Source organism: archaeon CG10_big_fil_rev_8_21_14_0_10_43_11, from assembly GCA_002763265.1.
GTDB lineage: Archaea > Nanobdellota > Nanobdellia > PEZQ01 > PEZQ01 > PEZQ01.
Genome location: PEZQ01000007.1, coordinates 61,377 through 88,237, shown reverse-complemented (window position 1 = coordinate 88,237; position 26,861 = coordinate 61,377). Strand labels below are relative to the sequence as shown.

Sequence of the window (26,861 nt, the reverse complement as noted above, 5' to 3'; positions counted from 1 at the left end):
TATCACTTTATTTTCAGTAATTTATATAGTTTTGAATTTTTCGTCCATGTGATTGTTGGTACAGGTCTACCGCCAAAGCTTTCTTTGTATCTGAATAACCCATCCTCGAAATTTGTGCGAGCATTACCAAAATCATAGTACCGGTATCCGTTTTGTACGCTCCAGTTAAGGGCATACTTGTGTAGTATATCAGATATATGGTCATTTGTATATCCTTTTTCAATCCCACTTAGGAAGTGAAATATTGTTGAACGCGAGTTATCAAGTATGTACAGGTGACTGCCAATGATAATTTTTTCAAGCGAAGCGCCAACTAAGAGAATGTTTGATGCGCATTTTTCTAATAATACACTAAAAAAATTGAAGGGGAGAGCAGTTGAACCAAATTTTTTTACTAATGAACTGTAGAGCGCGTAAAAAGTGCGTAGGTTATCTTCAGTTAAAGGAAGGATTGAAATCTGAATCTTTTTATTTGCGTTTTTTATCTTTCGCTTTCTTGAAGGTTTCACGTCTTTATTAATATTATAGGAATCAAGATCGATAATGAATCTACAACTATCCATGTCTAATTTGTAATCAAACAACTTAAAAAAATCATTATATCTGAGATATGCGTGGTCATGACAGATTATTTTATGTTGGGAGTATAGGTTCTTGTCAAGTAATTTTAGCATGAGATGTATTATTTTTTTTTCATCTTTGATGATCACAGGTCCTCCACTGCCAAGAGGTATCGACACGTTTTTCTTGATATTTGCCCTCTTGTTTTTGATGAAGTTGGGGAAAACGCCTATTAACCTATCTGTTTCGTAAGCAACTAGATGCTTTGCTGGTAGGTTTAATCCTGCTTGTACACTTTCAAGCCATTCTGTTGTTTGGAAGAAAGTGCCTGTTTTTGAATGATATATTAGATTATCCCATTGTTTTTTAGTTTTTTCAGTGAATTCAGTTATTATATCTAGTCGCATATGATATCCCGTGCATTGCTTGTTCCGTATCCTTTTAACGTCTTGCATAATTGCTTAAATGTGCTAAATTTGTTAAGATTGTACATGCATTGTGGATGGACAATTAATGTAGAAACAATTCCTTGTTTTTCATTTTCTCTTATTTGTTCCTTAACTTGTTTGAGCCATTGATCTCCACTGAATGATTTATTGGTGAAGGAATCTGTCCATCCTGTTTTAAGAAAATTAGTTACAACTGTCTTTGTTCTAAATCCATGATATAAATGCTCATGGTCAGGCAGCACATTAATTGGTAAAATCATTACCCCGTTTTCTTCTTTTGGTTCAATATTTGGTTTAACGATATCTGATATGACTTTTATTCCTTGTTCTTGTAATATTTTCACTGTGTTAGCATCAGATGCGTAGGCGTGTGTGCGCCATGAAGTGATGTCTACTCCTCTCTTTTTGAACGCTTTTATCGTCCAAGAAATATCAAGTGCCTGATTGAAATACGGGCCATACGTTTTTCCGCTCATCTTTTTCATGAATTTGTATAGTATTGTCGGGCGGAACGCACTATATGTGTGACCCCCAATTTCTAGGTTCTCAAAGTTTTGTAATGTTTGAATAAATTCTTTGTCCTTCGCGCATTTTCCAGTTAGGAACAGTGTGATTTTGAGTCCATTTTTTCTTGCGATTTCTGTGTAAGTAATTGCAAGTTCTTGTTCAGTTTTATCACAGATTTGTTGTTCTTTTGAATTTATGATGTGGTGAACGTCTCCGGTTAAGCAGATCATTTTCTCTCCTCTAAAATAAAGATCCATGCAGAAGCAATATGTTTTGGCACGAACTTCGCGATGAAAGAGTCAATTTTCCTTAGAGTTTTTGTTGATTTTTGTTGTTTATTACTCCTCTTGAAAATGTATGCGATGAATGGTGTGAGAAATTCTGTATTCAGCGTTTCTAATAGTTTAAGATTGTTCTCTTCAAAGACATTTTTCCATGCGGAAAAGCCCTGTAAGTTCTCATGATCTGTGCGTATGTTCCCATAATTGTGTTGTCCGCCTCTATTCATCAATATATCATAGAGCACGCAATAAGCGCCATACTTGTTTGGAACGAGTATTATTATCTTTCCATCTTTTTTTAAAATTCGTTTAAACTCACCAAGAGCATTATTAACATTAGGTATATGCTCAATCATCGAAAAAGAAAAAATGGTATCTATGCTTTTATTTTTAATTGGAATTTTTTGAACATCCGCTTTTACTAAGGTATTTGTTGATTTTGTGAATGTTTTCAGCATTTTAGCTTCTCCCAGCGCAGAGTCTGATAAATCTAGAGATATAATTTTCCTATTTTTCGAAAGCTCAGAAGAAACCCATCCTGTTCCACATCCTGCATCAAGCAAAAAACTTCTTTCTCGTGAATATTTCTGTATTACTTTAATTCGCAGTTTTGCTGATGGAAATACTGTCTGTGGAAAGAATTTTTGCGTTACTTCATCGGGGCTATATTCTTTGTTTACCTCAGAGAATTTGCATATTGTTTCATGAAGTTGGTTATTCATGATATAGCCTCTTTAGTTTGTTTGCGATGATGCGTGGAGTATATTCTCTTTCTATATGCTGTCTTGCAGCTTGACCCATTCTTTTCTTTTCCGTTTCATTTTGGTAAAAGTATAAGATATTCTCTTTAATATCCTGTGGTGATTTATAATTTATTACAAAGCTTGTTTTTTCAGTAACTATCTCAGGCATACCCCCCACATTTGTCACAAGTGTAGGCTTTCCGCATGCCATGGCTTCATGCACAACTTGACCGAACTGTTCTTCATTGTTTTTGGTAGGTATACTTGGTAATATCCCTATGTCTGCTAAGTTATAAATTCTTGGTAACTGTTGATGTTCGACATAAGGGATGTGATAGATGTGCTTATGTCGTACATTGAAATGCTCAACATTTTTTCCAATAAGAATAAGTCGCACATCTTCTTTTTTGATTCTTTTGAAAGCATCTAGTAGCCAAGGTATTCCCTTCTGTTCGCTCAGGCGACCAACAAAAATAATGTTGAATGTGGTTTCTAGCTCTTTGGGTAAGTCTGTTCCACTTGTTCTTTTGGGTTCTGGTGTGAAGAGGTTCGTGTCTGTTGCGTTTGGGACAATGAATATCTTTTCATCATTTACTCCTTCATGAATTAATGCTTTCTTTGCTAATTCTGTGGTTGTTGTTATCTTCTCTGCGTTCTTATTAACAAACCGTTTAATGTGTTTTATTAAATAACTGTTCTGGGATGAGGGGTGCGGGATGTTTTCACCTTGTGCAAAAAAAAATCGTTTTCGCTTACAATATTTTGCTGTCTGATAGGAGAAAAGATGGTAGTTTTCGCTTACATGTAGAATATCATTTTCGTTAACTACTTGTTTAATATCGAAAAGCAGATTTCTTGGAAATTTTAATTTAGTTAGTGCGAATCTAACAGCCTTTGAATAGCCTTCGGGCCAGAACAATTCTTTTACTGGCATATTAAGAGATGAATATTCAAATCGTTTGGGTTTGCTAGCGTAGGCAGTCACAGCTATGTTAGAATGGTTATGTAGATATTCCCATGGAAGTACCCCATTCGCGCGGAGATAAGGTCCTCTAAGTAGGCCAACTTTCATTTTTTTTGCTCGGGTAATTGAATAGTACGAAAACGCCAATAGAATATATAATTATCCCCGCTAGGATACTTATTATCATGTCAAGAACGATATTTGAAATTACTATCTTTGACACAAATGTATACATAAGCAACGAAACGATGAAGTATTTGGAAATGTTAAGTATATCTATATTTGGTCGTATGTATACAAACACTAGGCCCCATGCTACTAAGAACTCTAGAACATAACCGATGCTAAGGGCTATTGCTGCTCCATTTAGACCAAAAAGAGAGATTAGTGCTATACTGATTATTGTATTTGAGATTAGATTAACTAAGGGGATAATTTGAACTTCCCTTACGCGTTTAATACTTAATAATGCTTGTCCGGCTCCAGTAGTTAAAAGTCCTGCAATCAATCCTGGAATCAATAAGTTAAGCACAGAGCTGGCTGCCAAATAATTTTTTCCAAAGATAATTAATATAATATTCTTGGAAATAGCAATGACACCAAAAGCAATGGGAAATGCAATTAAGCTCATGCGTTCTATTAATAGTTTAAGTGTATTCTTTAAGCGTTCCTCATTTTCAAGTCTAGAAAAAGTTGGGAGGAGTATAAATGACAAAGAGTTGGATAGTAGGAACATAAGGCTTAATATTTTGAATGCAGCATAGAATAGCCCTGCAGATTCAACACTAATGAAATAAGTTATTATTGGTGCCGCGATGTTGTGCCCAATTGTACTTATGGCGAGACCAAACATCAACCATTTATTAAAATTAATAACTTCTAGAGTAATCCGCTTTGATATCCGTGCGGTCAATATGTTGATTACTGGTGAAATACTTGCATAGGCTACCCCTGATAAGAGCAGTGCTATTATATATGAGATGATAGTGTTACTAACAGTAAGATCCGCTTTGATGATGAATAATGAAATTAATAGAATTCTTATGATGTCTTCGGTCACTCGAATAAGAGAGATTGATCGAAATTTGTGTAATGTTCTAACAATTGTGGATAAATAATTGTTTAAGTTAATTGCAGTGGCAAGTATCATCGTGTAAACTAAGGGAAGTTCAAATGAAGCATTATGAAACACGTTATTCGCGAGTAGGCCTGAGAGTGATACTCCTACTGGTAAAGATATCATTGTAACAGCTAATTTTGCTAATAATCCGAGTTTTAAGACAGCGAATCCGTTTTTATTCATTTTTTTCCCAAAATGTGAAGAGCTTATCACGGTAATAGCCGTGTTAATATTCAGTTCGAGTACCGATGAAATTATTACTGCAGATGAAAGTACAAATGAAAGCAAACCAAATTCAGTCGTTGATAAATTTCTTCCTAAAATGCTCAAAAGCAGCATCCCTATCGGGATTGTGATAATTTTACTTGACAATATGAAAATAGAAGCCTTAGCTATGTTTGAATTCTTAATTGATATAATTTCATCTATTCTCATGATTATAATACTAACCGTGTTTTATACTCCCATACTCTATCTATTTAATAATCTGTGTGCAATAAGTATCTGGATAGAATAAACCAATATTATTGTTTTCTATAAATGTTGTATTCTCGCAGTTCTCTTCAAAGAACCAGTTTAACTCTTGATTCCGTTCTGCCAAAAATTCATTTGGTCCGTCACCAATTCGTGAATATACTGGAAGTCCTGTTAACGGGGTAAATGCAAGTGCTTTCCACGGGTCAATTGCAACAACACCGCCAGTGTATTGCTCTTTTAATGAGAGAAATGTTGTATATTCATGCTCATCAATAACATTGTAGTATGGCATGTCTAAATTCCGTTGAAACGCAGGAATAACAATAGCAATAATGAGGGTAGTAAGACAGAGAATAGTAAGCGCGTGTTTTCTTTTACGAAGAGACAAGGGGACCATAATGCTTGCAATTCCTATACACAGTGGAATGAACGTGATGTGAAATATCCAATCCGCACTTGGTTTGGTAAAGGGATTAGTTCGAATCAGAAATAGAATAAATGGCAAAAAAATCAGGAGGGTTATAGTAAGGGCGGCATGCTTTTGTTCAATGAGGTTTTTTATTGTATAACCAATTGGAAAAACCATGAGCACCATTAGATAGAAATACGCGCGCGTTGGAGGAATGAGAAACGAAAAATCTTGAATGTGAAACAAGAAGATAATCACTAAGAGAAACATGCTTGTGATCGAGAAATACTTGAGTCGTCTATTCTCATGTTTCCAAACAAGATACACTCCAATAACAAAGAGTGCAGTAAGAACCACACCAAACTCTCGCGCCACATCTAGAACTACAGGAATAACTGTAAATGAAAGTGCTCGCCCCTCTGTTTCTATAACATACCTAAGATGTTGTGGAATGGATACCACTATTGCTATAAAAAATGGTATACTTAATAAGAATCTTTTTTGAAACACGATAAATGGCAAGACAATAAAACCTAATAGGATTAGTGCCGGAGGATACGCATATGCGAGATAGAGTGTAATAATACTTACACTTGTAAGAATGTGTTTTGTTTTTAATTCTCGCGTCAATAAGAGTATCCCAATAAGAACAGAAAGAAGCGTGAATGAAACTGGAACAAGAAATACGGGGCCAAGTAAACGTACACTTGTAGGAATAAGCGTGTAGACAAGTGCGCTTTCTAACCCTATATTTTCTCGTTTTCCAATGCAATACACGGTGAGAGTGCTTAAGAGTAAGAGTACTACGGGCATGAACCTGAATATATTCAACCAGGGGATGCCCGTTACCTGTTGTATTATACTTATGGAAAGGAATGTACCAATTTCTAAATCGCGATGGACTACATTTTGTTGGAGATACGGTTCTGTGTAGGGGATGCCGTCGTTTTCTATTTGTTGCGAAATTGCCCAAGACTTCCATTCATCAACATGAATTGGAAATTCGTAGTCAAGGCGCATATGAAAGTTTAACACAAAGGCAAGACCTAAAATGAGCAAGAGTAAGAAATACTTGTTTTTCAAAAAATTAAGCCCCACTTTCATGCAAATAGCTAAGCGGTTGCATAGTTAAAAGTTAATATGTCACGTATTGAATAACATTAAAAACTTAGCAACACTTACGTTTGATAATGAAAGAAATAAGTCTGCGTAGGCAGTGGGTACTTGCTGGAACCAGTATAGTAATACTAACGCTATGCGCGCTAGTCCTAGCCCTAACGCCATCGTTTACGTTAACCTCATCATTACGCGCGGTGTACGGGATTCCCTTTATACTCTTTCTTCCAGGATATAGTATAACAAGGACATTCATCCAAAAAATTGACAAACTTGAAACATTCGTGATTAGTGTTGCACTTAGTATCGCAAGCATGACAATGTTAACTTTTTTCACAAACTACTACTTGAGAATAGAGTTAAGCGCGTTAAACCTTTTAATACAATCCGTTCTCATAATCCTCTTTCCTTTAGTTTTCAAAAAGTATGAGTCAAGATTTAAAAATAAAATATTATGGAAAAACAAAAAATAAAACAAATACTAGGAGAAACATTAAGCAGCCTAACTTTGGTAACCCTCGTTCTTTGGTTTGTAAAAGGAGAAAGCACGTATCTGCAAAACCTATCAGAACGGATACTGCTCTTAACGCTGGGTGTTGCAACACTCACACTCGCTGTGCGCATAAACTTTCGTTTACGGCACAGGAATGTAGTGAGTATCCGCTGTTTTCTTAACAGAATAAAACCCGTAAAAACAATAAGCAAACTACTCAAAAAAACATTCACTTCATTCAATCGCAACGTACGAGCGCTTGCAAAAACAGTGGGCAAAACTATGGCGTATTTCAAAAAAAGAATACCTCTCAATACGGTTAACCATATAAAAATAATCCTGTCAAGACAGTTCAAACATACTAGACGTTACGCACATACAAAATTACACGAATATTCTCATCACGAACAAAAAACAGAACTCCTCATAAACTACGCATTTCAATTAAGCATCCTTATCTTTTTGTGTTTACTTCTCGTAAATGAATTCAAAGAATTATCTATAAATTTCACATACGCTATAATCATCATATCCATTCTTGGCGCAGCAACCTTTTTTCATCCCGTCAAACAAGAAGAGAAGACAAAAAAAGTAACGAAAGGGGATTACCTTCTTAGTGCAGCGCTTTCGCTCATTGGTGTAGCAATTTTATACGTTAAAACCAGAGACATTGGAGCTTTGGGGATTGGAATAAGCATTGCGGGCGGATTGCTCATACTGATTTCAAGTTTGCTGATTAACAGCGGGGAAGCAGAAGAACAAGAAGCAGTCTAATTGTTACATACTTTCAATGCCGCACAATTTCTTGAAAAACACCACGCAGGGGAATGGGTTAATAAACGAGCTTAAAGAACTTGAAAAAGAAATAAACACGTTCTCACTCTGTAGTGTAACACATTTTTAGCGTAGTGTAAATGCCTTATTGAGTAATGTAAAAAGCTTTATATATATTTAACACGCTTATGAAAAGTAATGGCTTTCAAACGAACCATTAATGGGAAGGAATATCTTTACGAGTCAGCACGAGTAGATGGCAAAGTTAAGAGCATCTATCTAGGACCCGCAAAAAAAGACAAGAAAAAAATTCTGCGTCCATTCATTGTATCATTTCTCATACTCAGTTTGTTAATTCTTTCAGGACCAGCTCAGGCAGTCACCGTCACATCATCTGCAGATAAGTCAACCTACAAAGCACTTGACCCCGTAAACTTTACTGTTGGCGTTGATATTGATGCAGGTGAGCGAATACCTGTTAAGAATTTGACACTTACAATTTCTAGTGGTCAAGTCAACAAAACGTGTGTGTTCACGCCGGGTGGTACTGCAGTTTCTGGTTGCGGAAATCTTACTATCTACCCAATTTACACGGTTGGTTATGCGTCAAGCACGAATCTATATGGGTACGGATATGGATACGACATAAGCTCAACGTCGTATGGTAATAACAACGAATCTTTCGCTAACGGCTATGGGTATGGATATGTTTCGGGATATAGTGATTCTGGTTTGTATGCGGGAGGCGAACTTCGCTATAATATTACCTGGAACCTCACTGCTGAAACGCTTGCGACAACAGGAAACTATACTGCATTCTTGAGCGCTCACGCGCAAGATGGCACGGGTGATTTCATTTATTCTAACATTAATAATAAAACATCATTCTCAATTGACTCAGTGGCTCCAACCGTGAGCTTGACGTATCCATTGAATCTTACCTATAACACCACGCTTGTTAATGTCACGTTCACGGCAGTGGATGACATATCAACCTCTTCCACGTGCCTCTACACGCTTGATGGCGCAAATACTACGATTGGCTCGGCAACAAACAACACGGCCACGTCAGTCAACACCTCAGACCTTGCAAACGGACAGCACGCAATCAATGTAACGTGCAGTGACGCTGCAGGAAACTACGGCACGTCATCAACCCAATACTTCAGCCTCAGTTACGCAGTGGGGGCAGGAGTCACCATCACGGTTTCAACAAGCACGCCTGCAACAAACAAGACCAAAAACACGCCCGCACAAGTAAACGTGGTTAAAGTCAACAAAACGCTTCCAATCGTGCCGCCGGGACTTGCTAAAAAACTTGAATTTGAAAATGCAAGCAGCACGAACATTAAATCACTGAGCATTACCACAAAAAACACGCAAACAAACGTCACAATAAGTGTGCAAACCCTCGCTGAAGAACCAACTGAAACGTCAGGCTTTGCAATTGCAGGACTCTCAGAAATCTACCGCTACCTTGAATTTACGTCAAGTGTGAGCAACGATGACATTGAAGAAGCAGTTGTAGAATTCCAGCTGCCAAAAGCATGGCTTGAAGAAAACGGCTACAAAACCAATCAAATCAGGCTCACCCGCTTCCACAACGGGGCGTGGAGCACGTTGCCAACAACCCTTGTGAGCAGTGACGGCGAGAACTACTACTTTGAAGCAAAAACGCCTGGCTTCTCGTACTTTGCAATCTTTGCAAAACTTGAAACCACCATAAGCACGCTTCGAGACTTGTTTGACCTGATAGACTCGTACTTTAGCGGTTCAAGCGCGCTCACGCTCAGAGAACTCTTTGACTCAATAGAAACATACTTTGGAGGATAGAAAAATCATGAAAAAAATCGTATTCGCACTCGCACTCCTCTTATTCATAGGTGCAGCACACGCTGAGAGCGTGAGCAGAAGCATCAGCCCCGCGCGCGCAGCATCTGGAGAAATCGTGACTATAAGTGTTAGCATCGTAACCGAGAGCCCCGCAGGATTCGCGCTCTCAGACAAACTACCAAACGGCTGGAGCGTGCAAGACTGGTCAGTAAGCGGGTTCTCACAAGATTACGTTACTGTCACGATTGTCGGACAAAACATTGACGTTGAATTTGACACGTCACTTCAAAACCTCACGAGCGCCACGTTTTCGTACACCACGCTCGCGCCAATCACTGAAGGCAGCTATTCGTTTGGACCCTACTTGTACGCGCAATCAACACCAACTTCAGTCAGTCAGGAAAGCGCGGCACAAACCGTCACGGTACGAACCATCACGTGCGGAGACGGCGTCTGTGAAGGTAGCGAGACTACAGCAAGCTGTGAAGCAGACTGTGCAGAAGCAGATGTTATCTCAGCACCGGTTGCAGAAGAGAACGTAACTGCTCAAACCGGCGTGAGCGAAGAAGAACCACGCACGAACTGGATGCTTTGGATTGGACTTGCGGGCATTGTAGTTGTGATTATTGCAGCTGCACTCTACCTGTACCGCAAACAAATGATGAGCCAACTCTAAACGGTTCATCACCAACTCTTTTTTTTCACATTCTTTTGCGGGGTCTGCCTGGGCGCAATTCACCGCGTATTCAACTACATAAAAGAAAGTAATGACGCATTCTGGATAATGACATCAAAAGAATTAAGAGAACTCACCAAAATAGGGGGAACGCTCAGTATTAGAAATTAAAAAGTGTATCATAATCAGGGTGGGATAAGCAATCTACAAGCAAAACGCCCACAATTTCAATATCATTAGAACCTCCAATGGTGTATAATAATCTATAACCGTCGGGGAGATTGATTATGTTAAGGTTTGAAAAACCCCTATATTTTTTGGGAATGAGCTTCTTTTTAACGTTTCTTCCCATTTCTGGATTGTCTTTCAACAATTTTTTAATTTCTTGTATCTTATGATATATTGCTTTGAAACTGCTGTTGTTGAATTCTTCAATCTGGTTTTCAACGTCTTTGTTTAAGAAACCCACTTTTATTTCCTTATCCTCCCACCAAGCCATTTTTTAAAACACCGCGTTTTTTATTAGTTCTGGCTGGTAAATCCAGATAATCTTTTTCTCCTTGTTTAGTATGACTCTGTTCTTTTCTTGCAAATAAAAGACGATTCGCTCTACAAGTTTCTTACTTTTCTTTATCTCATTTGCTAATTCTTCAATGGTTTGATATTCTTCTGCGTTCTTAATCGCGAATTCAACATCCAACACATCTTCTGAATCTATGAACGATTTATTTGTCATAAGCATGAGTTAGCGAATGCTAAAGTCTTTTTAAACTTTTTTGTAATACTAGAATTATAAATTAGCATGCGACTCCCCCTCAATCCCTCAACACATTTGTTAAAATGGTCGTTCACATTTAAAAAAGTTATTAAGAATTGGGCTTTGCACATAACTATAGTCACGTTATGTGCAACGTCTACGTTTCAGTTAACTTTAAAAGGAGCTTTCATGTTTCAAGTACGGCGAGGGTATAGCCCTTAGAGAACCTATTGATAGCGGGATAGAGCAGTTTGGAGTGCTCGCAGGGCTCATAACCCTGAGGTCGGAGGTTCAAATCCTCCTCCCGCTATACCCCCCACCTTTTTTTTCAACAATTCTTATATGCGCGCACATGCTTTACGTACGGGTATGAACGTGTGGAAAAAAGAGCGCGAATGCGCACGCAACCGGTTATGGCAAAGCGAGCCCTACCACGTATTTCACTTCAAAAACGACCACGATGCGCACGTGCTTTTTGAAAATCTTGAATACGCAACGGATTGCAAAAAACCGCAAGAACACTTGTTTCGCGTGTGCGAAAAACCCGGCACAAGCTCGCGCCGCGTGGTACTGGTTTAATAAAAAACACGCGCGCGCGTTTTTTTCCATGCTCAACGAGTTTGAAGTATTACTGCTTGCAAAACGCGAAGAACACGGGTTTCACGTTATTGGCTACGCGCTCTTTTCTCAAAACTGCCATGCGGGTTTTGTCCAAGATTTTTTATCAATTCCAAAACTTGATGCGATTATAAAACGCTTACTGTTTTTAGAATACCTTACCGTTATTCCAAAAGAGCGCCGCTCACGCGTTGGCAAAAACGCGTTTGGCACCCTGCTTTTTAATGCGCGTGAACAAATTGCGTTTGAGCGTGCTAAGATTGGCGTCATGCTCATTCCCGAAAACAGGTTATGGACGCGCTTTCTTGCAAAAGACAAAAAAAGTTTCTTATTCATCAAAGACCCGCGCCACAATGCATCGGCTCTTCTTGCGCTAAAAGGCTTTGACAACTATCACTCCATGCTTAAAGAAGAGCTCACTGCGCTTGCCAAAAAAGGCAGCATTGAGCTTCTAAGCCATGACGAGGCGCGCGAATATGTGATGCGCGCACAGCGTCACCTTCTTTAAGCGTGCGCACACGCATGACAACGCGCGTGTACTTTCAGACTAATAATAGGATGGTTCTATATTAGACCCGTATAGGGTATTCTATTCCTTAACTTTTTTCTCCCAGTTAGACGAAATCGAAAAAGTTGGTCTACACGTGTTTCATTAAGTCATCTCTTGTAATTTCCAAATCCTTCTTTACAATTTTATTTAGAAGTCCACGATTCAGTTTTTCTCTAGGGTAATTCGGTACTACCGTTGTTCTTCCGTCTGGATGCCTAAAAAATACGTGGCTTCCTTCTTGCCTTATCTTTTCAAACCCAAGTTTACTTAAAACTTTAAAGAATACTCTAGCGGATAAAAGTGGCAATTTTGACATGTTATAGTGCTATTTTCTGCATACCTATGAACGTGTCTGTAACGTCAACAGAGTCATCTTTGGATTTAAGATATAATGAAATTGCTTCTTTAGTTCTCTTAATCAATTCATCCATAGATTTTGCTTGTGTATGGCATCCAGGAAGTCCAACTACTTCAGAAATTAAATAACCATCTTCACCTTTTTCAATAATTATATTAAATTCTTTCATTATAAAAACGTATAATGCTTTGAGCCATATAACTCTTATTATCAGCTACACGTTCTCAACTTAAAGATTTAATCTTTCCTTTTTGCTTCTTCAGTATCCTCTCCATTTGCGCTTGCGTCTTTTAGCGTGAGGCTATGTTTTCAAGATACCATGCGTAGGTTTGTTTAAGGCCTGCGTCAAAATCAATGGTTGCTTTCCAGCCAAGTTGTGAGAGTTTTGATACGTCCAAGAGTTTTCGTGGCGTGCCGTCAGGCTTGGTAAGGTCGTGTTCAATGCGTCCCGAGTAGCCGACAATGTCTTTTATCTTGTAGGCAAGGTCTTTGATGCTGATGTCAGTTCCCGTGCCAATGTTGACAAAGGTTTTGTTTGGCGCGTTTTCTTCCCAGTCAAGGCGTGCAATGTCTTCGAGACTCACGCGTTCCATCACGTAGACGAGCGCATCTGCCAAGCTGTCCACGTGCATGAACTCGCGCTTTGCACTGCCCGTTCCCCAAAGCGTCACGGTCTTGTCTGCGCGCTCTTTTGCTTCGTGAAATCGGCGTATGAGCGCGGGAATCACGTGCGAAGACGTGAGGTCAAAATTGTCGTGCGGGCCATATAGGTTTGTGGGCATGACTGAGAAAAATTCCGCCCCGTATTGGGTGTGGTAGTGTTTGCACAGTTCCATGCCCGCAATTTTTGCAACAGAATACCCTTCATTGGTTGGCTCAAGCGGACCGGTAAGAAAGTATTCTTCTCGCATGGGTTGGCGCGCGAATTTTGGGTAAACGCACGAGCTTCCAAGAAACAATAGTTTTTTTACGCCCGTCTCGTACGCGGTTTTGATAAGATTAGTTTCAATAAGCAGATTGTCAGTAAGAAAGGTTGCAGGTGATTGTTTATTTGCCATGATGCCGCCAACTTTTGCTGCAGAAATGATAACATACTCTGGTTTTTCTTTTTGAAAGAATGCTTCAACACTGCTTTGTCGTCGCAAGTCAAGTTCGCGTGAGGTTTTGTACACAAGATTGGTGTAGCCCCGCTCTTCAAGTTTTCGCACAAGCGCGGAGCCTACAAGTCCGCGGTGTCCTGCAACATAGATTTTGGCATCTGATTCCATGAATGTAAGAACATTGCATGTTGGATTTTAAAGATTTCTACACGCTTACTTTGAGAAACGTGAAGTTTTCGCCAAACTCTTCTTTTAAGAATTTTTCCGCTTTTTTAGTGAGCTCTCCTGTTGCGAGATAGAGTATGGGTGCTTTTTGCTTTCGTCCCTCAAACCATGCAGCAATAAGGTCGTTGTCGTTGATTTTCTTTTTCTTGCGCGCTTTTACAAAATAGGTTTGGGGAATCAAGTCTCCCTGGATTTGCACAGTAAAGTTTATTTCCGCATTGCTTCGCACCACATCCGTGTTGAGAATGCGAATACCCCGCTTGACAAAGAAGTGTTTTACTTTGCGCGTGAACTCATCATCACCTGAATCTTTGAGATGGATGGGTTTTTTCTCCTCGTGGGGTTCTGCTTCTTGTTTGATAAAGGGTTGCTGTTCCTCTCTTCGCGCGCTCGGCTCTGGTTTTGACACAAGAGGTTTTGGCGGTTCAAGCGTTGGTTTTGCATTTGTTCCGGGCACTTTCCAGTACGTTTGGTTGTTTTCTTGTTCTGATTCAAAAAAATCAACCAAGTCCTTGATAAAAAACCGCTCAGTTGGGGTGAGCTCGTCCTCGCGCACCACGCCTTTTTTAGTGACAAAATCAACTAATTCTTTTTCTCGAGGGTCAAGTCGGTCATAAATGATTCTTCGTGCGTGATTAATGTGTTCTGGCAGAAAGTAGAGCGGTGAGTTGCCGATTTTTTTTCGCGTAAGCCTGATTTGTTTTGTAGCCACAAGCCCGCCAAGCAGTGCTGAAGCAAACATCACATTTTCTTCTAGTGCTTTTGACACTTGTACTGGCAGGCTTGGTCCGTTTGTTCGCAAGTACTGTACAACACGCGCTTCCCTTTCATTCATACTCGTTTTTGATGTGGCGTGGGTATTTCATATTTTCTGTATAAAACCCGTCACGTTCATTTTTGCCCTGCGCCAAACGCTTCTCATCGAGATGTTTTGCACGCGAAGCAGCCACACCACCCACATGAGCAGGATGAGCGCGATAAGCCCTTCTCTCCACAAGAATGTGTGCGTGAGCTCAAACCAGTCAAGCCCGAAGGTTGCGCCAATCCAGATAGTTGAGACAACCCGAACAATGTTTGTAAAAAAGAGAATGGGTGCAAAGACTATGAGCCCTAAGAGTCGTTTCTTGTTTGGTATGCGCGGCACCGCGAAGATAAGCGCAGCAAGCGCGATAAATGAGCGGTAGCCCGTGCATGCGCGCGCGATTCCCACGCCTTTTTCAATGCCCTGCACGTAGAGTAGGGGCATGGCAAGCCCGTTGTATTCGACCCCTTCGCTTCTCAACACTGCTTTTCCGCTTATAGTGAGGGCGTATTCGCTGATATTTGCAATAAGGTCTTCAGCAAAATAAAGCGAGAGTGGGGAGTACATGATAAGATAGAGCGGGATGGCAAGGAGAAGAAATCGGGTGAAGAATTCGAGTACGCGCAGGCGTTTTTTGTTTTGCGGAGTCCACAACGCGTGCCATTTTTTTGATGCCATACTCATTTTTTAGGTGTGGTGCTATCTTTAATCTTTGCGCGCGCTTGCTGTAGGGCTCTTTTTTGAGGGTTAAATATTGTTCTGCAGTTAAGGGAAAGTGTTTTGCGTTTTCCATCAGGGTGCGTTCGCACGTATTCAGACCAATACGTAATAAAGGCGTGCCTGTTTTCCTGATTGGTTACTTTAGGTTCAAGTTTTTTCATAGTTTTCAATCTTTTTCAAGCCCTGATGCTTTTGTTTTTGATAACATTCATAGCGTTTCACATATAGTGTGGATGTCGTGTATTTAGAGCATTTTCTCCTATCCCCCCGCTATTTTTTTATTGTTTATACCTCTTTTGTATAATGTCTTTAATGCGTTCTGCCGTGATTTTTCCCACACCCTCAACGCTTGTAAGCTGTTCATGTTCGCTTGTGACAAATGAATGAATGGTTTTGAATTGTAAGAGAATATTTTGCGCAGTTCGTCTTCCCACTCCCGGAAACGAGGACACGATGTATTCCATCAATTCAACGTCCGTTAAAGGTTTTGGTGCTGCACGCAGGTTTGCCTGCGTGTCAGTTTTTTCGCGCTTGAGAATGGTGATAAAAAAGTGAGCCGTATCTTTTTCATCTTTTGTAAAAATAATGGGTAATGAGAAGTCAAGAGCAAGGCTTGCCATTGCCCCGCGTATTGCATTTGCGTGCACGTTTCGAACCGAGTACATGTCTCGCGTGCCTTCAATAATAAGAAACGGTTTTTTGTACGCGTCTTTAAGCTGTTTGACTTGTTTGAAGAGTCTTCCGTCAAGTAGGCTGTTTACAAAATCTTCCACGCCTTTTCGCTCGCACACTACATGCTCGCCAAGAATGAAATCACCAATCGCGAGTTGTTCAGTTATGATATGTACCTTGTTTCGAAACAATTCTTTGACAACTCCACTTTTGAGCTCGCGATGGTCAACAACGATGCGCAATTCTTGCTCCATACCGTGTCTTGTGCGCGTGCATGCATTATAATGTTGTGCTCTTTTTCAAGCAAGTTTATATATATTTAACAGTGTAATATGTTATAATGTTGGGTGGGAAGGGGGCAGTATACGTTTTGTTGTTTTTAGCACCTATCCTGCTCTTGCCTGCGTCGTCTTACGCTGTTTTGCAAAACTCGTGTCAAACTCTGTTTTGTCTTTCTGACGCGTACAATACTGCTGGCAACCAAAGCATAACCATTTGTGCGGGCACGCTTCAAACAGTCAAGGATTTCAACCTCTGGTATGATGGCACGGGTCCTTTTAATTTCTCAAGTCCTGAATTTAACATAACAAACGCAACGCTTCTTAATGGTGCTCCCTTCGACAACGCAGTCGGGCTCACTAATGAAACAGGAGGGGGTTGTGTAGACCTCGTATTAAATGCTACGAACGCGCCATTTACAAACAGTACGATTCAAATTAATGCCACGCTTTTTAACAAAACAAATTACGCAACTACCGCTGCAGAATGCGCCGAAGGCGTGGGCTGTAACGGCAGCATGTTTACCATCAACTACGTTGCGTTGCACGCGCTTGATGAAGATGATAACCCAATTCAAAACACACTGCTCATGACCTACAATAATGGCACAAAATCTTTTATCGCGTCAGGTCCTGCAGCAACAGATACCTCAGGGTATTACGCAATTCATTGTTTAGGACAAGTTGATTCAGGTGATTGTATCAGCCCAACACCCGCCATATCCAATAACATGTGCGTAACGCGGGGCATACCGTTTCCTTCAGAAGGCGAAGGACCTTCAAGTGATTGCCAGATAAACGCGACCGCATCCATTTTTGCTTTTGATTTTATTACATCAAACACGTCCGCGGTTGTCAATATCACTCCGGGCACCGCGCTTAACGTAATTCTTCAAACGCCCGCAGCAGTGGGTTTTGTCTCGCCCCAATTGTACAGCACTTCACCAGGCATGCCCTCACAGCCAAACATTGCAGAACTTAACTTAACCGATTATGAAACCGACGCACTTGTCTACCACTCCGTACCCCCGCAAGGCGGCGGTGATGGACCAAAAGGAGGTTTTCCTTTTTTTATTGCAAACAATCACTTCTATAATATCCAAGCAAACGTGTCAGGAGTCGGCTTGCGTTCGTATCCGTTCATGACACCGTCAACTGGCATGACTGGCGCGGATATCACTGTTGTGAACACTACTACTAATTACACCGCGTTTATTGGCAAAGTCATAAACAGCACAAAAAATGCCGTTCCTAACGCGATTGTTTATGCCCAACTCTATCAGGGAGGGGGTGGTGGTTTTGGTATCTCGTTTATTAATTCAACCGTTACTGACGCAAACGGAAGATTTAGTTTAAGCGTGCCAACAACGCAAATGATTTCAGATGATTTTGGTTCCTATCCATACCCTATCTACCAGTTTTATATTATCAGCAATGAAACTACTGATGGCGTGCCAATATACTTCCCTACGGTGGAAACAAATGGAAACCGCGGTTACTTCGCGCAAAGCGCAACAGTAATTCTCTCACCCCTTCAACTCGAGGATGGTGGTCGCGTTGACATTAATGTAACGCTCAACAGCGCGGCTCTTGTGTTAAGCGAGTTAAGTAAAGTGGTTACAAATGGTATCGGTCTTTTGAGAAGCGCAGTTGCAGGAAAAATCAACATGCTTTCAATTTTTACTGGTGTGTCGCTGCCGCAAAACCTGATTCTCTCACTGCTTGCACCCGTGTCTAATGATGATGTGTTTTTCAACTTGCTTGGAAAAAATTCCACGTTTGGCGGCGGGCCAGGGGGGAGTAGTCCTGCAATTGGTGTGTGTCAAAGCGAAGTAACAATTATGCAAGGAAGTGCAACAGCAAGCACCTGCAATCTTTCAGAGCCGGGCTCACTTAATCTTTCAGTTACTGATTTTCAAAATATTTTTAATCCAACCGGGGGAAGTCCGCAACTCATTTCGCAGTTCAATTTCTGGTTTGAAACAAACATTGTCATTAGAAATTCAGTAAACGGGAAAACTATCTACTACCTCAACCCTGATGGCACAATACTCCAAGACATTCTTGGTTTTGGCCAAAATCCTGACCTAAATATCAGCATCCCGCTTCCAGCAGGCTCCTACACAATTGAGCTCGCGCCTCGCTTTGAAATGAGTCGTTTTCTTGGTGTGTATAACAGCACAGCATTTACAATTACTGCAGGAGCAACAACAAATGTTAACCTGCGAAGAGGAAACGCGTGGCAGGTGCAGCCAATGTTTCCTGACTCAATGACGCTCTCAGACAATAATACACTCTTTGCATCAGTTATGGGCAGCACCGGACCATTAAACAGCACCTTTGTTAACCTCACCGGCCACATACTTTTTGTCAACAAATCTTCTGCAACAGACAGCCCAATCAATTTCACCTTTGACCCAACCGGTCCGGGGGCAAACAGTTTTAATGCAACCCTTAACGCAAGCGAACTCGGTCTTATTGGTGACAAGTACTGGTTGCTGCTTAATGCAACAAACAGTACTGACGGCGTGACGTTCTCTTCAACCACGATTTTTCCTATCAATCTTTTTGACTTCGTGCTTGGTCTTGACCTACCGGGCTTTAGTTTTGGCACGGGACAAAGCGTTTCGGCAAAAATATTCGCGTTCAACGCAACAGGACCTGTTGCGCAAAACACGTCAGCCATCATTGTTGAAATGCATGACGCAAACGGCAACGCAGTGAGCATCGTAAACGCGTCTTCAGGCATTGCTGATGGTGAAGGAACACTTAACCTCACTATGCCTTCCTCAGTGGGTTTCTACGAACTTACCGTGAAAATTGAAGCAGACGGACGGTATGGTGTTTCAAACCGGTGGATTCAAGTCAGCAATCTTAACATCAAAGTTGAATCAGAACGCCAAAAATACAAACCAGAAGACATAGTCAAGCTGAATGTTGAAGTATTGAACGCTGCAGACAACGACCCGCTTGTGAATGCAACTGTTGAGGCAGTAGTTGATAATAGTAATACGCCAATTATTAATCTCACGGGCAGTGATGGAAAAACAAGTATTTCACTTGACCCAGCAAGTCTTGGCACGAACGGGCAGTGGAGTTTTGGCTTCCATAACGTGCAACTCAAAATCTCGCGTGATACAGGAACTGACGTGGTGCGGATTGAAACATTCTATGGCTTTGATATTCGCGGTCTTGATTCTTTTGTCCACCCTGATCGTCCTGTGTACGAAGCTACTGATGACGTGTTCATTAACATGTTCTTCCCGCCTGACGTGTCAATAAGTTCGATAAGCGCCGTTGTTGACGGAAACGATTCAGTTTCATTTGCTGGCGAACAAGTTGATGGCGGTTTTTGGCACGTTAATTTGAGCAGTCATGCGGTAGGCCATCACGATGTTAAGCTTACGGTTACTGATGCAAATGCAAATTCTCAAAAATTCTTCACCGGCTTTGACGTGAACGCGTACATCATACACGCGCAAACAGACAAATTCAGTTATGATACCAACGAACACGTGAATGTCACGATTAGTGTAAGTTATCCAAACGGCACCGCTATTGACGCAACTGCCGTTGCAGCAACGCTCTTTAAAGCCCAACCGCCAAATGATATTAACGTAAGCGCGAATGTGAGCACTACAAACGAAGCCGGTCGGGCAAGCGTGCTTTTGAACGCGTCAAAACCCGGTTTCAACTACGTGCGAATCGTTGTTGGCGGTCAATCACAATTCATTGGATTGCAGGTATCTTCGCTTAAAGTGAGCTTGCTTAACGCTACTGCGGGAAGCGAAGTCACGTCATACAACGCAACACCGGGCTCTTTTGTAACGCTCTTTATTAATGCGTCAAACAGTGGAAACGTGCCAGACGATTCTGTTGTTGATGGTATTATCTGGGCGTTTGGAAACCGCATTGAGCTTCCATCAAACACGACAACTGACGGAAACGCAACAATCAGCTTTCCAATCCCGCAAGACGCGCCAACACACAGCTACGACCTTGAAGTGAGTGTGACAACGCCAAGCGGCGAGCGCGGGTTTGCGCCGCCAGTACACTTTGTTGTTACCGGTGGCACTGCACTCAACATTGATGCAAAATCAGACAAGCCTTTCCAAAACCCATACCGTCCCGGTGATGTTGCTACGTTTAGTGCACTCGTATCATTCTCGAATAACACTGCTATTGCTGGAAAGAACGTGACATTTGAAATCGGTTCAAAAACGCTTAAGCCAACCACGGTTGGAACGGCAATAACTGGCGCGTCAGGTGTTGCAAAAATAACATACAACATAACTGCAAACAACACTGACGGCGATTATTTCATCCATGCCTTTCTTACGAACAGTCCAAGTGTGCAATTCTACTCAGGATTTGCAGTCAGCCGCTTAAAAGTGGTGGTTAATTCATCAAAACCTCAGTACGCGCCAGGCGAGAACATTACGCTTAATGTGCAGGTCATTAATGTAACCCTTGGTGGCGAGGTTAATGCTTCAAGCAGTTCAATTTCAATTTTCACGCCAAAAGGAGAAATCAAACAGGCATTTAATACTACAGGTAGAAGCCAGCCATACATAATAAATATTTCAATTCCTAATGAAACAAGCGTTCTTGGCGACTACCCTGTTGGTGTGCGCATGTTTGTAAACCAGTCAGTTGGTTTTGGCTTTGCGTTTATTAGCATAAAGAGTGCAGGCGCCCAAATCAATCTCTCCGTTCCATCAATTGTTGCAGGAGAAAGTTTCCTTGCAAATCTCAGTTCAAGCGCGAGCACGACAGCAAATCTTACTGTGTTCTCGCCTGCAGCAAAAAACCTTGCTTATGATAATGGAAGTGTGGTTTTGAGTGGCGGCATTTCACAAGTCACGCCTGTTAATATCACCCTTGCAAGTCCTGGCTTGTACGTGTTCAAAGCGTTTGTTCCTGGTGTGGGAAGCGAGACAAAAGTTGTAAGCGTTGCGCCTGCGTCAGGGTCAGTTCCAATTATCTGGACAGGTTCAAGTGTGTCAACTAACGCGACACGCTTTGCAAGTAACGAAGACGTGTATCTTTTGACTAATGAAGCAAATGCAACGGCAACTACCATTACGTTTAATGCAACATCAAACGAGACCACCTCGTTTTCAACTCCGCTCAACCAAGTATCAGGCAGTAATTATTATGGCGTGCTCAACAGCACGAATACGATGAGTGGTAATTACTTTGTCCGCCTTGACATATCTTCAGCAACTGCAGTTGCAACAAACATATTTTCGGTGTCATAAATGAAACGAAACGCATTACTGATTGCAGCCCTTTTTGTAGCGTTTAGTGTGTTTGCGCTTCCCGCGCACGCAGCAGGTTCGCTTTCAATTACGAGCATCAGTATTCCTGACAGCGCGTCACAAGCGTCTTCTTTCACAATTTCATTATATGCTTCAGGCTCGCAAGTGTCAAGTGTTAAAGCATCACTCACCCTGCCTTCAGGCGTGTCATGTTCACCCTCAACGCCTCAAGATGTTTCATTAAGTGCGTCAGGCACTGGTTCTGCCAGCTGGTCGTGTTCTGCTAGTCTTGCAGGCGATTACACCGGTCAAATCACGGCAAGCCTTTCAGGCACTGATTCAGGTACGGGCGGAAGCCTTTCAGACAGTCAGCAAACCGGGCTTATTGTTCCTGCTCCTGCGAGTCTGGCTGCGTCCTCATCAGCGCTTTCAGCCTCAAGTGTTACTGCAAGTGCTGCGTCCTATTGGGCAGTAAGCGTTCACAACACGGGGGGAGAAACAACAAATTATTCAGTAAGTGTTTCCTCATCTCCCTCTGGCGTGAGTGCGTCACTTGTGTCAGGCTCTGTAAGCGGCTCTATTACGGGGGGTTCAGTTATTGACCTTAATTACTCGCTTTCAGCATCATCAGCTAATACGTATAACGTGAGCACAACTATTACGGGTGGCAACGGGCAAACGCTTGTTGAGTACACGTCTCTTACGGTGACTGCATCTTCTTCAAGCACGACTACTACAGTAGTATCGTATGATACGCCATCATCCAGCACGAACCAGACGCAGACAATAAACGAAACGCAAACAAACCAAACTCAATCAGCCACAACGAATGAAACAGAAGAGGAAGCACTAAGTAATGTTACTCAATCAATGGCGCGCACGCAACGAACCATCGCACCGCGGGGCATTATCAATAACACAAAACTCCTTGGCGCACTCGAAAACGTGCTTGCAGCAGATAAGCTTGCAGACCCTGCTCAGCAGAACTTATTGCAGCTCTCACAACTTATCACTTCACAAACAAGTATTGACCGCAGCGCACGCGCTGAACCCGGAAGGACCGTAGTGAGCACACGAATACGCTATGCGGGAAATCATTCTGTTCAAAACTTCACCATCTACGAGCGCGTTCCAAAAACGTTTGCAGAGCACGCGGGAAGCATTATCGTAAGCGCGCGTGGCGCGCGTTCTATTCAAGTGGTTACTGCAGACCCTGAATACCTTATTACCTACGATTCTGTTGAGCCTGGTGACGAGTTTGTGGTAAACTACACGGTTTCGCGCGAAATATCTAATTCTTCAAGCGTGCTTAACACGCTTGTAAACGGGTTTTCCTCAGAATTGTTTGCTGACGCGCTCATTGAAGAAGCGAGTTTAGCCTGCACGCCAAATCAGCCACGCTGTTCTGACAACGTGCTTGAACGCTGTTCAAGTGATGGCCTTGCCTGGGTTGTTGTTGAAGTATGTGAAACATCATGCACAACAAGCGGGTGCGCGCTAGCACAAAAAGAGTCGGTAATTACCCTTGTCTCTGCGCTTATCATCTTCATTTTTGTCGGAGCAGCAGGAATTGTTGGCTACCTTCTCTACCGCAATAAGAGTTTTAGCTCACCTTACCGCAAGTAGGATTTTTGGGGTGGTGGAAACTTTTTTAAGGCATTTAAGGGTGTAACTGTTGTTATGTATGGTGAGTGTCCCAGAAACCGCCAGTACTTCTGACTTTTTTAGTTGCACTCATACTAAACGGGCGTGTGGCCTAGTCTGGATAAGGCACCTGGCTTCTAACCAGGGGATCGGGGGTTCAAATCCCTCCACGCCCACTCATTTAAAGGGAGGGACTGTCTTAGTATGAGTGTGGAATTTGGTTTTAATGAGGCTACAAAGCTCTTAGCAAAACCTACTGGTCTAAAAACAAAAGAGGTTTTTGCACTGCTCGAAACGCCACCAGACCAGTCTCTTGGAAATATCGCATTTCCGTGTTTTAGTTTAGCAAAAGAGCGCAAAAAAAGCCCTATGCAAATTGCAATGGACATTATTCATACTCTTGACGTGTCAAAGAGTGCATTGTTTATTGATGCAAAGCCCCAAGGCCCGTATGTGAATTTGTTTTTTGACAAAGCAGAATTTTCAAAACAAGTATTGTCCTGCATTTCAAAAGAGAAATCAAGATTCGGGTTTAAAAAACCAAACAAAAAAGTGGTTGTTCTTGAGTCGCCCTCGCCAAACACAAATAAGCCACTCCACATTGGCCACGTGCGAAACATGGTCTTAAGCGAATCAGTTTCCCGCATTCTTGAAAGCCAGGGTTATCGCGTCAAACCGGTGAATTTGAATAATGACCGGGGCATTCACATTTGCAAATCAATGCTTGCCTACCAGTTGTGGGGCAAGAATAAGAAGCCGGATAAGAAGTCAGACCACTTTGTTGGCGATTATTACGTCTTGTTTTCACAAAAAGCAAAAGAACATGAAGAACTGCAAAAAGAAGCTCAAGACATGCTTGTCAAATGGGAAAACAATGACCCTGAGGTTCGCGCGTTGTGGAAGAAAATGAATGCGTGGGCGCTTGACGGATTTTATGAAACATACAAACGCTTTGGCTTGAAGTTTGACAAAGAATATTTTGAAAGCGATATCTACGAACGTGGAAAAAAACTCGTTCTTGATGGGGTCAAAAAAGGCGTGTTCAAAAAGCGTGAGGATGGTGCAGTAATAATTGACCTTGGAAAACCATTGGGCGAAAAAGTGTTGTTGCGCGCAGATGGCACAAGCGTGTACATCACACAAGACCTGTATTTAGCAAAGCAAAAATATGCTGACTTTCATTATGACCAGTCGCTGTATGTGGTTGCAAATGAACAGGATTACCATTTCAAGGTTTTGTTTGAAATTCTCAACATGCTCAAACTCAAAGCAGCAAAAGGAGTGCGCCACTTAAGCTACGGCATGATTGGCCTGCCAACGGGCAGGATTAAATCACGTGAAGGAACAACTGTGGACGCAGACGACTTGCTTGACGAGCTTGCAAAAAAAGCGCAAGTCGAGCTTGAAAAGCGCAAAGGCATCACAAAAAAACAAATGAGCGTGCTCTCAGAAAAGATTGGTCTTGGCGCGCTTCGCTATTACATTCTCAAATACAGCGCGCACAAAGATTTCGTGTTCAAACCTGATGAGTCCATCTCGTTTGAAGGCGAGACTGGACCATACTTGCAGTACGCGCTTGTTCGCGCAAAACGTATTGAGCACAAAGTGGGCAAAAAAACAGCAAAGCCTCAAATGAGTGCGCTTTCAAATCCTGAAAGCCAGGCGCTTATTCACTATCTTGCGCGTTTTCCGTTTGTAGTTGAGGAGTCTGCAAACCGGCATTCTCCTCATACTATAGCTGAATACGCGTTTTTACTTGCATCAAAGTTTAACGCGTTCTACGAAAAAAACAGCGTGCTTCACGCGCGTGGTGGCGTTCAAACTGCGCGTTTAAAGCTGGTAAACGCGTACGTACACGTGCTCTCATCCTGCTTGTCTTTACTTGCTATTGAACCTGTTGAGAAAATGTGAGCAGAAAGGATTAAAAAACAGTTCTTTATGTTCTTGTGGTAATGGGCGTGTGGCACAGTCTGGATAGCGCGGCTGCCTCCTAAGCAGTAGGTCGGGGGTTCAAATCCTCCCACGCCCGCTACCCTTTCTTTTTTTTCTAAAAAAGAACGTGTAAGATGCCAAAATAAAAAAACTGTTTTTGGTCAAGCTTTTTATCAAGAAGGTTGAGTGGAATCCTCCCATGCCCGCTTCATTTTTTGTAAACTTTTTTTCTGTGCTTGACGTTAAGGATTAATATTGCAAGCTTATCCTTAATAATAGTAAAAATAACCCGGTAATCTCCGACCCGCACCCGGTAAAAAGAAGTGCCAGCAAGCTTTTTAGCATTAGAATAAGGATTTTCCTTTAATTCATCAACTTTTTTGTAAACTCTTTTGCTAATGTTTCTTGGAAGTTTTCTCAAGTTATTAGCAGCATTATCTGACCAAACAATTTCAAACATTTAAAAACCTAATTCCTTACCCAAGTCTTCATGAGAGACGAATTCTCCTCTTTGAATCTGAGCAATTGATTCAGAAATCTCTTTCTTAGTAATTTCATTCAATTCCATAGTATCTTCAATCAACTCCTTAATCACATCATTAAAAGTATCCCTATCAGAAAGCTTCAATGATTCTAATTTATTTTTAACTTCAACATCAACCTGAATCGTTGTGATAGCCATAGACATCTATATATAACTATGGTTTATATGGTTTTCTCCTTAATAAAACTCAAAAAAATCCTCCCACGCCCGCGTTTTTTCAAATAAAGCGGTCTGTTTGTACAAACTTGCTAAACATTTTTGTTTTGATAAGAAGGTCTGCCATCTCTTTGGTAAGGTAGTGTGTTGGCGTGTATGCGCTAAATGTGGCGTCACGCAAAAAGAGCACGTTTGAACATTCATGTTGCGAGAAGTCAAGCTCGTTTTCGCTAAGCCAGCCTGTCACGTTCTTGTACGCTCTTGCTTTCGTGTTGTAAAATACGAAGTACGTGGCGCTTAACATTAGAAATAAGCGTTTCCAACTTGGAAATCTGGTTGTTTGCCGTGGCGTGAAAGAGTCCAAACTCGCGTGGCTTATCAAGACCCATACCAACACACGTCGTGATGTTGTAGGTCTTAATTGGATACATATCCTTAGCAATAGCGTATTCGCTCATGTATACAAGATGACCAGCAGGCTCATGCATGCTCCTCACCGTATCGCGACGCCTTTTTTAAGGTTTTGGCGCTTGTTTATTCTTGTTGGTGTATGATGTAGAGGAGTCCTTGGTTTATTAAATCCGAAAACTCGCCGAGGTGTTGTCTGTTAATTACTACTGCGCAAAGTTGTTCGTTATGGGTTATGAGCGCGTGATAGTCTCGGACAAATTCTGCAAAACCAGTCTTGCCTGCAAGCAAGAGTTGATTGGGCATCATGTTCTCGAAAAGGTAGGATAGTTCGTTTCGTGCTTTGCTGATAAACACCCGATGACCCTCTTTTTGGTCAAGAAAAGATTTGACTTGATTGTATGTTGCTTCAACCATTACTATTAGAGGTGCA

The 26,861-nt window shown here is 41.6% G+C and carries 29 protein-coding genes and 3 tRNA genes; 12 read left to right on the top strand and 20 right to left on the bottom strand.

The annotated features are described in order from the left end of the window. Positions 1 to 2: 2 nt before the first annotated feature. Genes COT72_03950 through COT72_03925 form a run of 6 tightly spaced genes read right to left on the bottom strand, consistent with a single transcriptional unit; the run spans position 3 to position 6,615 of the window. Positions 3 to 1,016 carry a hypothetical protein gene (locus COT72_03950; GenBank protein PIN99960.1) on the bottom strand — a complete coding sequence of 338 codons (1,014 nt, stop codon included), beginning with the start codon at positions 1,014 to 1,016 and terminating at the stop codon, positions 3 to 5. Continuing rightward, positions 959 to 1,747, bottom strand: a complete 789-nt coding sequence (locus tag COT72_03945; protein PIN99959.1) for a hypothetical protein — start codon at positions 1,745 to 1,747, stop codon at positions 959 to 961. The genes COT72_03950 and COT72_03945 overlap by 58 nt, the downstream gene beginning before the upstream one ends. Continuing rightward, positions 1,744 to 2,520, bottom strand: a complete 777-nt coding sequence (locus COT72_03940) for a hypothetical protein (GenBank protein ID PIN99958.1) — start codon at positions 2,518 to 2,520, stop codon at positions 1,744 to 1,746. The genes COT72_03945 and COT72_03940 overlap by 4 nt, the downstream gene beginning before the upstream one ends. Continuing rightward, entirely contained in the window at positions 2,513 to 3,613 is a 1,101-nt protein-coding gene (locus tag COT72_03935; GenBank protein PIN99957.1) for a glycosyltransferase family 1 protein, read from the bottom strand. The genes COT72_03940 and COT72_03935 overlap by 8 nt, the downstream gene beginning before the upstream one ends. Continuing rightward, positions 3,594 to 5,060 (bottom strand): hypothetical protein, encoded by a 1,467-nt coding sequence (locus COT72_03930; GenBank protein ID PIN99956.1) that lies wholly within the window; start codon positions 5,058 to 5,060, stop codon positions 3,594 to 3,596. Before COT72_03930 ends, COT72_03935 begins: the two co-directional genes overlap by 20 nt. A 40-nt stretch (positions 5,061 to 5,100) precedes the next feature. Next, complete coding sequence (locus COT72_03925; protein ID PIN99955.1) at positions 5,101 to 6,615, bottom strand: hypothetical protein; 1,515 nt, start codon at positions 6,613 to 6,615, stop codon at positions 5,101 to 5,103. A gap of 86 nt (positions 6,616 to 6,701) precedes the next feature. Here COT72_03925 and COT72_03920 point away from each other — a divergent pair, with 86 nt between their 5' ends. From COT72_03920 to COT72_03905, 4 genes are all read left to right on the top strand, one after another. Then, positions 6,702 to 7,100, top strand: coding sequence for a hypothetical protein (locus COT72_03920; GenBank protein ID PIN99954.1), 399 nt, complete (start codon positions 6,702 to 6,704; stop codon positions 7,098 to 7,100). Continuing rightward, positions 7,082 to 7,894, top strand: a complete 813-nt coding sequence (locus tag COT72_03915; protein ID PIN99953.1) for a hypothetical protein — start codon at positions 7,082 to 7,084, stop codon at positions 7,892 to 7,894. Before COT72_03920 ends, COT72_03915 begins: the two co-directional genes overlap by 19 nt. A gap of 198 nt (positions 7,895 to 8,092) precedes the next feature. Continuing rightward, positions 8,093 to 9,727 (top strand): hypothetical protein, encoded by a 1,635-nt coding sequence (locus COT72_03910; GenBank protein ID PIN99952.1) that lies wholly within the window; start codon positions 8,093 to 8,095, stop codon positions 9,725 to 9,727. Between the two features lie 7 nt (positions 9,728 to 9,734). After that, on the top strand, positions 9,735 to 10,403 hold the full coding sequence (locus COT72_03905; GenBank protein PIN99951.1) for a hypothetical protein: 669 nt from the start codon (positions 9,735 to 9,737) through the stop codon (positions 10,401 to 10,403). A gap of 160 nt (positions 10,404 to 10,563) precedes the next feature. Here COT72_03905 and COT72_03900 read toward each other — a convergent pair whose 3' ends face one another. Beyond that, entirely contained in the window at positions 10,564 to 10,902 is a 339-nt protein-coding gene (locus COT72_03900) for a hypothetical protein (GenBank protein PIN99950.1), read from the bottom strand. 3 nt (positions 10,903 to 10,905) lie between these two features. Then, positions 10,906 to 11,145: a hypothetical protein gene (locus COT72_03895; GenBank protein ID PIN99949.1), complete on the bottom strand. Its 240-nt coding sequence runs from the start codon at positions 11,143 to 11,145 to the stop codon at positions 10,906 to 10,908. A 250-nt stretch (positions 11,146 to 11,395) separates the two neighbouring features. Here COT72_03895 and COT72_03890 point away from each other — a divergent pair. The 3 genes from COT72_03890 to COT72_03880 all read left to right on the top strand — a co-directional run bounded on the left by COT72_03890 (position 11,396) and on the right by COT72_03880 (position 12,286). After that, positions 11,396 to 11,470 (top strand) — tRNA-Met (locus COT72_03890). Positions 11,471 to 11,529: 59 nt separating this feature from the next. Further along, on the top strand, positions 11,530 to 11,739 hold the full coding sequence (locus tag COT72_03885; GenBank protein ID PIN99948.1) for a hypothetical protein: 210 nt from the start codon (positions 11,530 to 11,532) through the stop codon (positions 11,737 to 11,739). Between the two features lie 28 nt (positions 11,740 to 11,767). Beyond that, positions 11,768 to 12,286 carry a hypothetical protein gene (locus COT72_03880; GenBank protein PIN99947.1) on the top strand — a complete coding sequence of 173 codons (519 nt, stop codon included), beginning with the start codon at positions 11,768 to 11,770 and terminating at the stop codon, positions 12,284 to 12,286. Positions 12,287 to 12,416: 130 nt separating this feature from the next. Here the strand turns inward: COT72_03880 and COT72_03875 are convergent, their stop codons facing one another. The 7 genes from COT72_03875 to COT72_03845 form a co-directional block, all read right to left on the bottom strand. Next, positions 12,417 to 12,644 (bottom strand): hypothetical protein, encoded by a 228-nt coding sequence (locus tag COT72_03875; GenBank protein PIN99946.1) that lies wholly within the window; start codon positions 12,642 to 12,644, stop codon positions 12,417 to 12,419. Position 12,645: 1 nt separating this feature from the next. Next, positions 12,646 to 12,858, bottom strand: coding sequence for a hypothetical protein (locus COT72_03870; protein ID PIN99945.1), 213 nt, complete (start codon positions 12,856 to 12,858; stop codon positions 12,646 to 12,648). Between the two features lie 118 nt (positions 12,859 to 12,976). Then, on the bottom strand, positions 12,977 to 13,954 hold the full coding sequence (locus COT72_03865; GenBank protein ID PIN99944.1) for a GDP-fucose synthetase: 978 nt from the start codon (positions 13,952 to 13,954) through the stop codon (positions 12,977 to 12,979). A gap of 37 nt (positions 13,955 to 13,991) precedes the next feature. Continuing rightward, the gene (locus tag COT72_03860; GenBank protein ID PIN99943.1) at positions 13,992 to 14,846 is read right to left on the bottom strand and encodes a hypothetical protein; all 855 of its coding nucleotides are present in this window, start codon (positions 14,844 to 14,846) and stop codon (positions 13,992 to 13,994) included. A 27-nt stretch (positions 14,847 to 14,873) separates the two neighbouring features. After that, positions 14,874 to 15,497 carry a hypothetical protein gene (locus COT72_03855; GenBank protein PIN99942.1) on the bottom strand — a complete coding sequence of 208 codons (624 nt, stop codon included), beginning with the start codon at positions 15,495 to 15,497 and terminating at the stop codon, positions 14,874 to 14,876. Further along, entirely contained in the window at positions 15,494 to 15,694 is a 201-nt protein-coding gene (locus COT72_03850; protein ID PIN99941.1) for a hypothetical protein, read from the bottom strand. Before COT72_03850 ends, COT72_03855 begins: the two co-directional genes overlap by 4 nt. Positions 15,695 to 15,811: 117 nt before the next feature. Continuing rightward, a complete protein-coding gene (locus COT72_03845) occupies positions 15,812 to 16,459 on the bottom strand; it encodes a hypothetical protein (GenBank protein PIN99940.1) in 648 nt (215 codons plus the stop codon). An 86-nt stretch (positions 16,460 to 16,545) separates the two neighbouring features. Between COT72_03845 and COT72_03840 the strand changes: the two genes are divergently transcribed. The 5 genes from COT72_03840 (at position 16,546) to COT72_03820 (ending at position 25,417) form a co-directional block, all read left to right on the top strand. Next, entirely contained in the window at positions 16,546 to 21,744 is a 5,199-nt protein-coding gene (locus COT72_03840; GenBank protein PIN99939.1) for a hypothetical protein, read from the top strand. Beyond that, positions 21,745 to 23,370 (top strand): hypothetical protein, encoded by a 1,626-nt coding sequence (locus tag COT72_03835; GenBank protein ID PIN99938.1) that lies wholly within the window; start codon positions 21,745 to 21,747, stop codon positions 23,368 to 23,370. Between the two features lie 119 nt (positions 23,371 to 23,489). Further along, positions 23,490 to 23,564, top strand: a tRNA-Arg gene (locus COT72_03830). Between the two features lie 28 nt (positions 23,565 to 23,592). Further along, complete coding sequence (argS, locus tag COT72_03825) at positions 23,593 to 25,299, top strand: arginine--tRNA ligase (protein PIN99937.1); 1,707 nt, start codon at positions 23,593 to 23,595, stop codon at positions 25,297 to 25,299. 43 nt (positions 25,300 to 25,342) lie between these two features. After that, positions 25,343 to 25,417: transfer RNA gene (locus COT72_03820), tRNA-Arg, on the top strand. A 111-nt stretch (positions 25,418 to 25,528) separates the two neighbouring features. Here the strand turns inward: COT72_03820 and COT72_03815 are convergent. The 5 genes from COT72_03815 to COT72_03795 all read right to left on the bottom strand — a co-directional run bounded on the left by COT72_03815 (position 25,529) and on the right by COT72_03795 (position 26,845). Then, on the bottom strand, positions 25,529 to 25,780 hold the full coding sequence (locus COT72_03815; protein PIN99936.1) for a type II toxin-antitoxin system RelE/ParE family toxin: 252 nt from the start codon (positions 25,778 to 25,780) through the stop codon (positions 25,529 to 25,531). After that, positions 25,781 to 26,008 carry a hypothetical protein gene (locus COT72_03810; protein ID PIN99935.1) on the bottom strand — a complete coding sequence of 76 codons (228 nt, stop codon included), beginning with the start codon at positions 26,006 to 26,008 and terminating at the stop codon, positions 25,781 to 25,783. It lies immediately after the preceding gene. 73 nt (positions 26,009 to 26,081) lie between these two features. Further along, a complete protein-coding gene (locus COT72_03805; GenBank protein ID PIN99934.1) occupies positions 26,082 to 26,267 on the bottom strand; it encodes a hypothetical protein in 186 nt (61 codons plus the stop codon). Beyond that, a complete protein-coding gene (locus tag COT72_03800; protein ID PIN99933.1) occupies positions 26,251 to 26,508 on the bottom strand; it encodes a hypothetical protein in 258 nt (85 codons plus the stop codon). The genes COT72_03805 and COT72_03800 overlap by 17 nt, the downstream gene beginning before the upstream one ends. Before the next feature lie 46 nt (positions 26,509 to 26,554). Then, entirely contained in the window at positions 26,555 to 26,845 is a 291-nt protein-coding gene (locus tag COT72_03795) for a hypothetical protein (GenBank protein PIN99932.1), read from the bottom strand. Between the last annotated feature and the right edge of the window lie 16 nt (positions 26,846 to 26,861).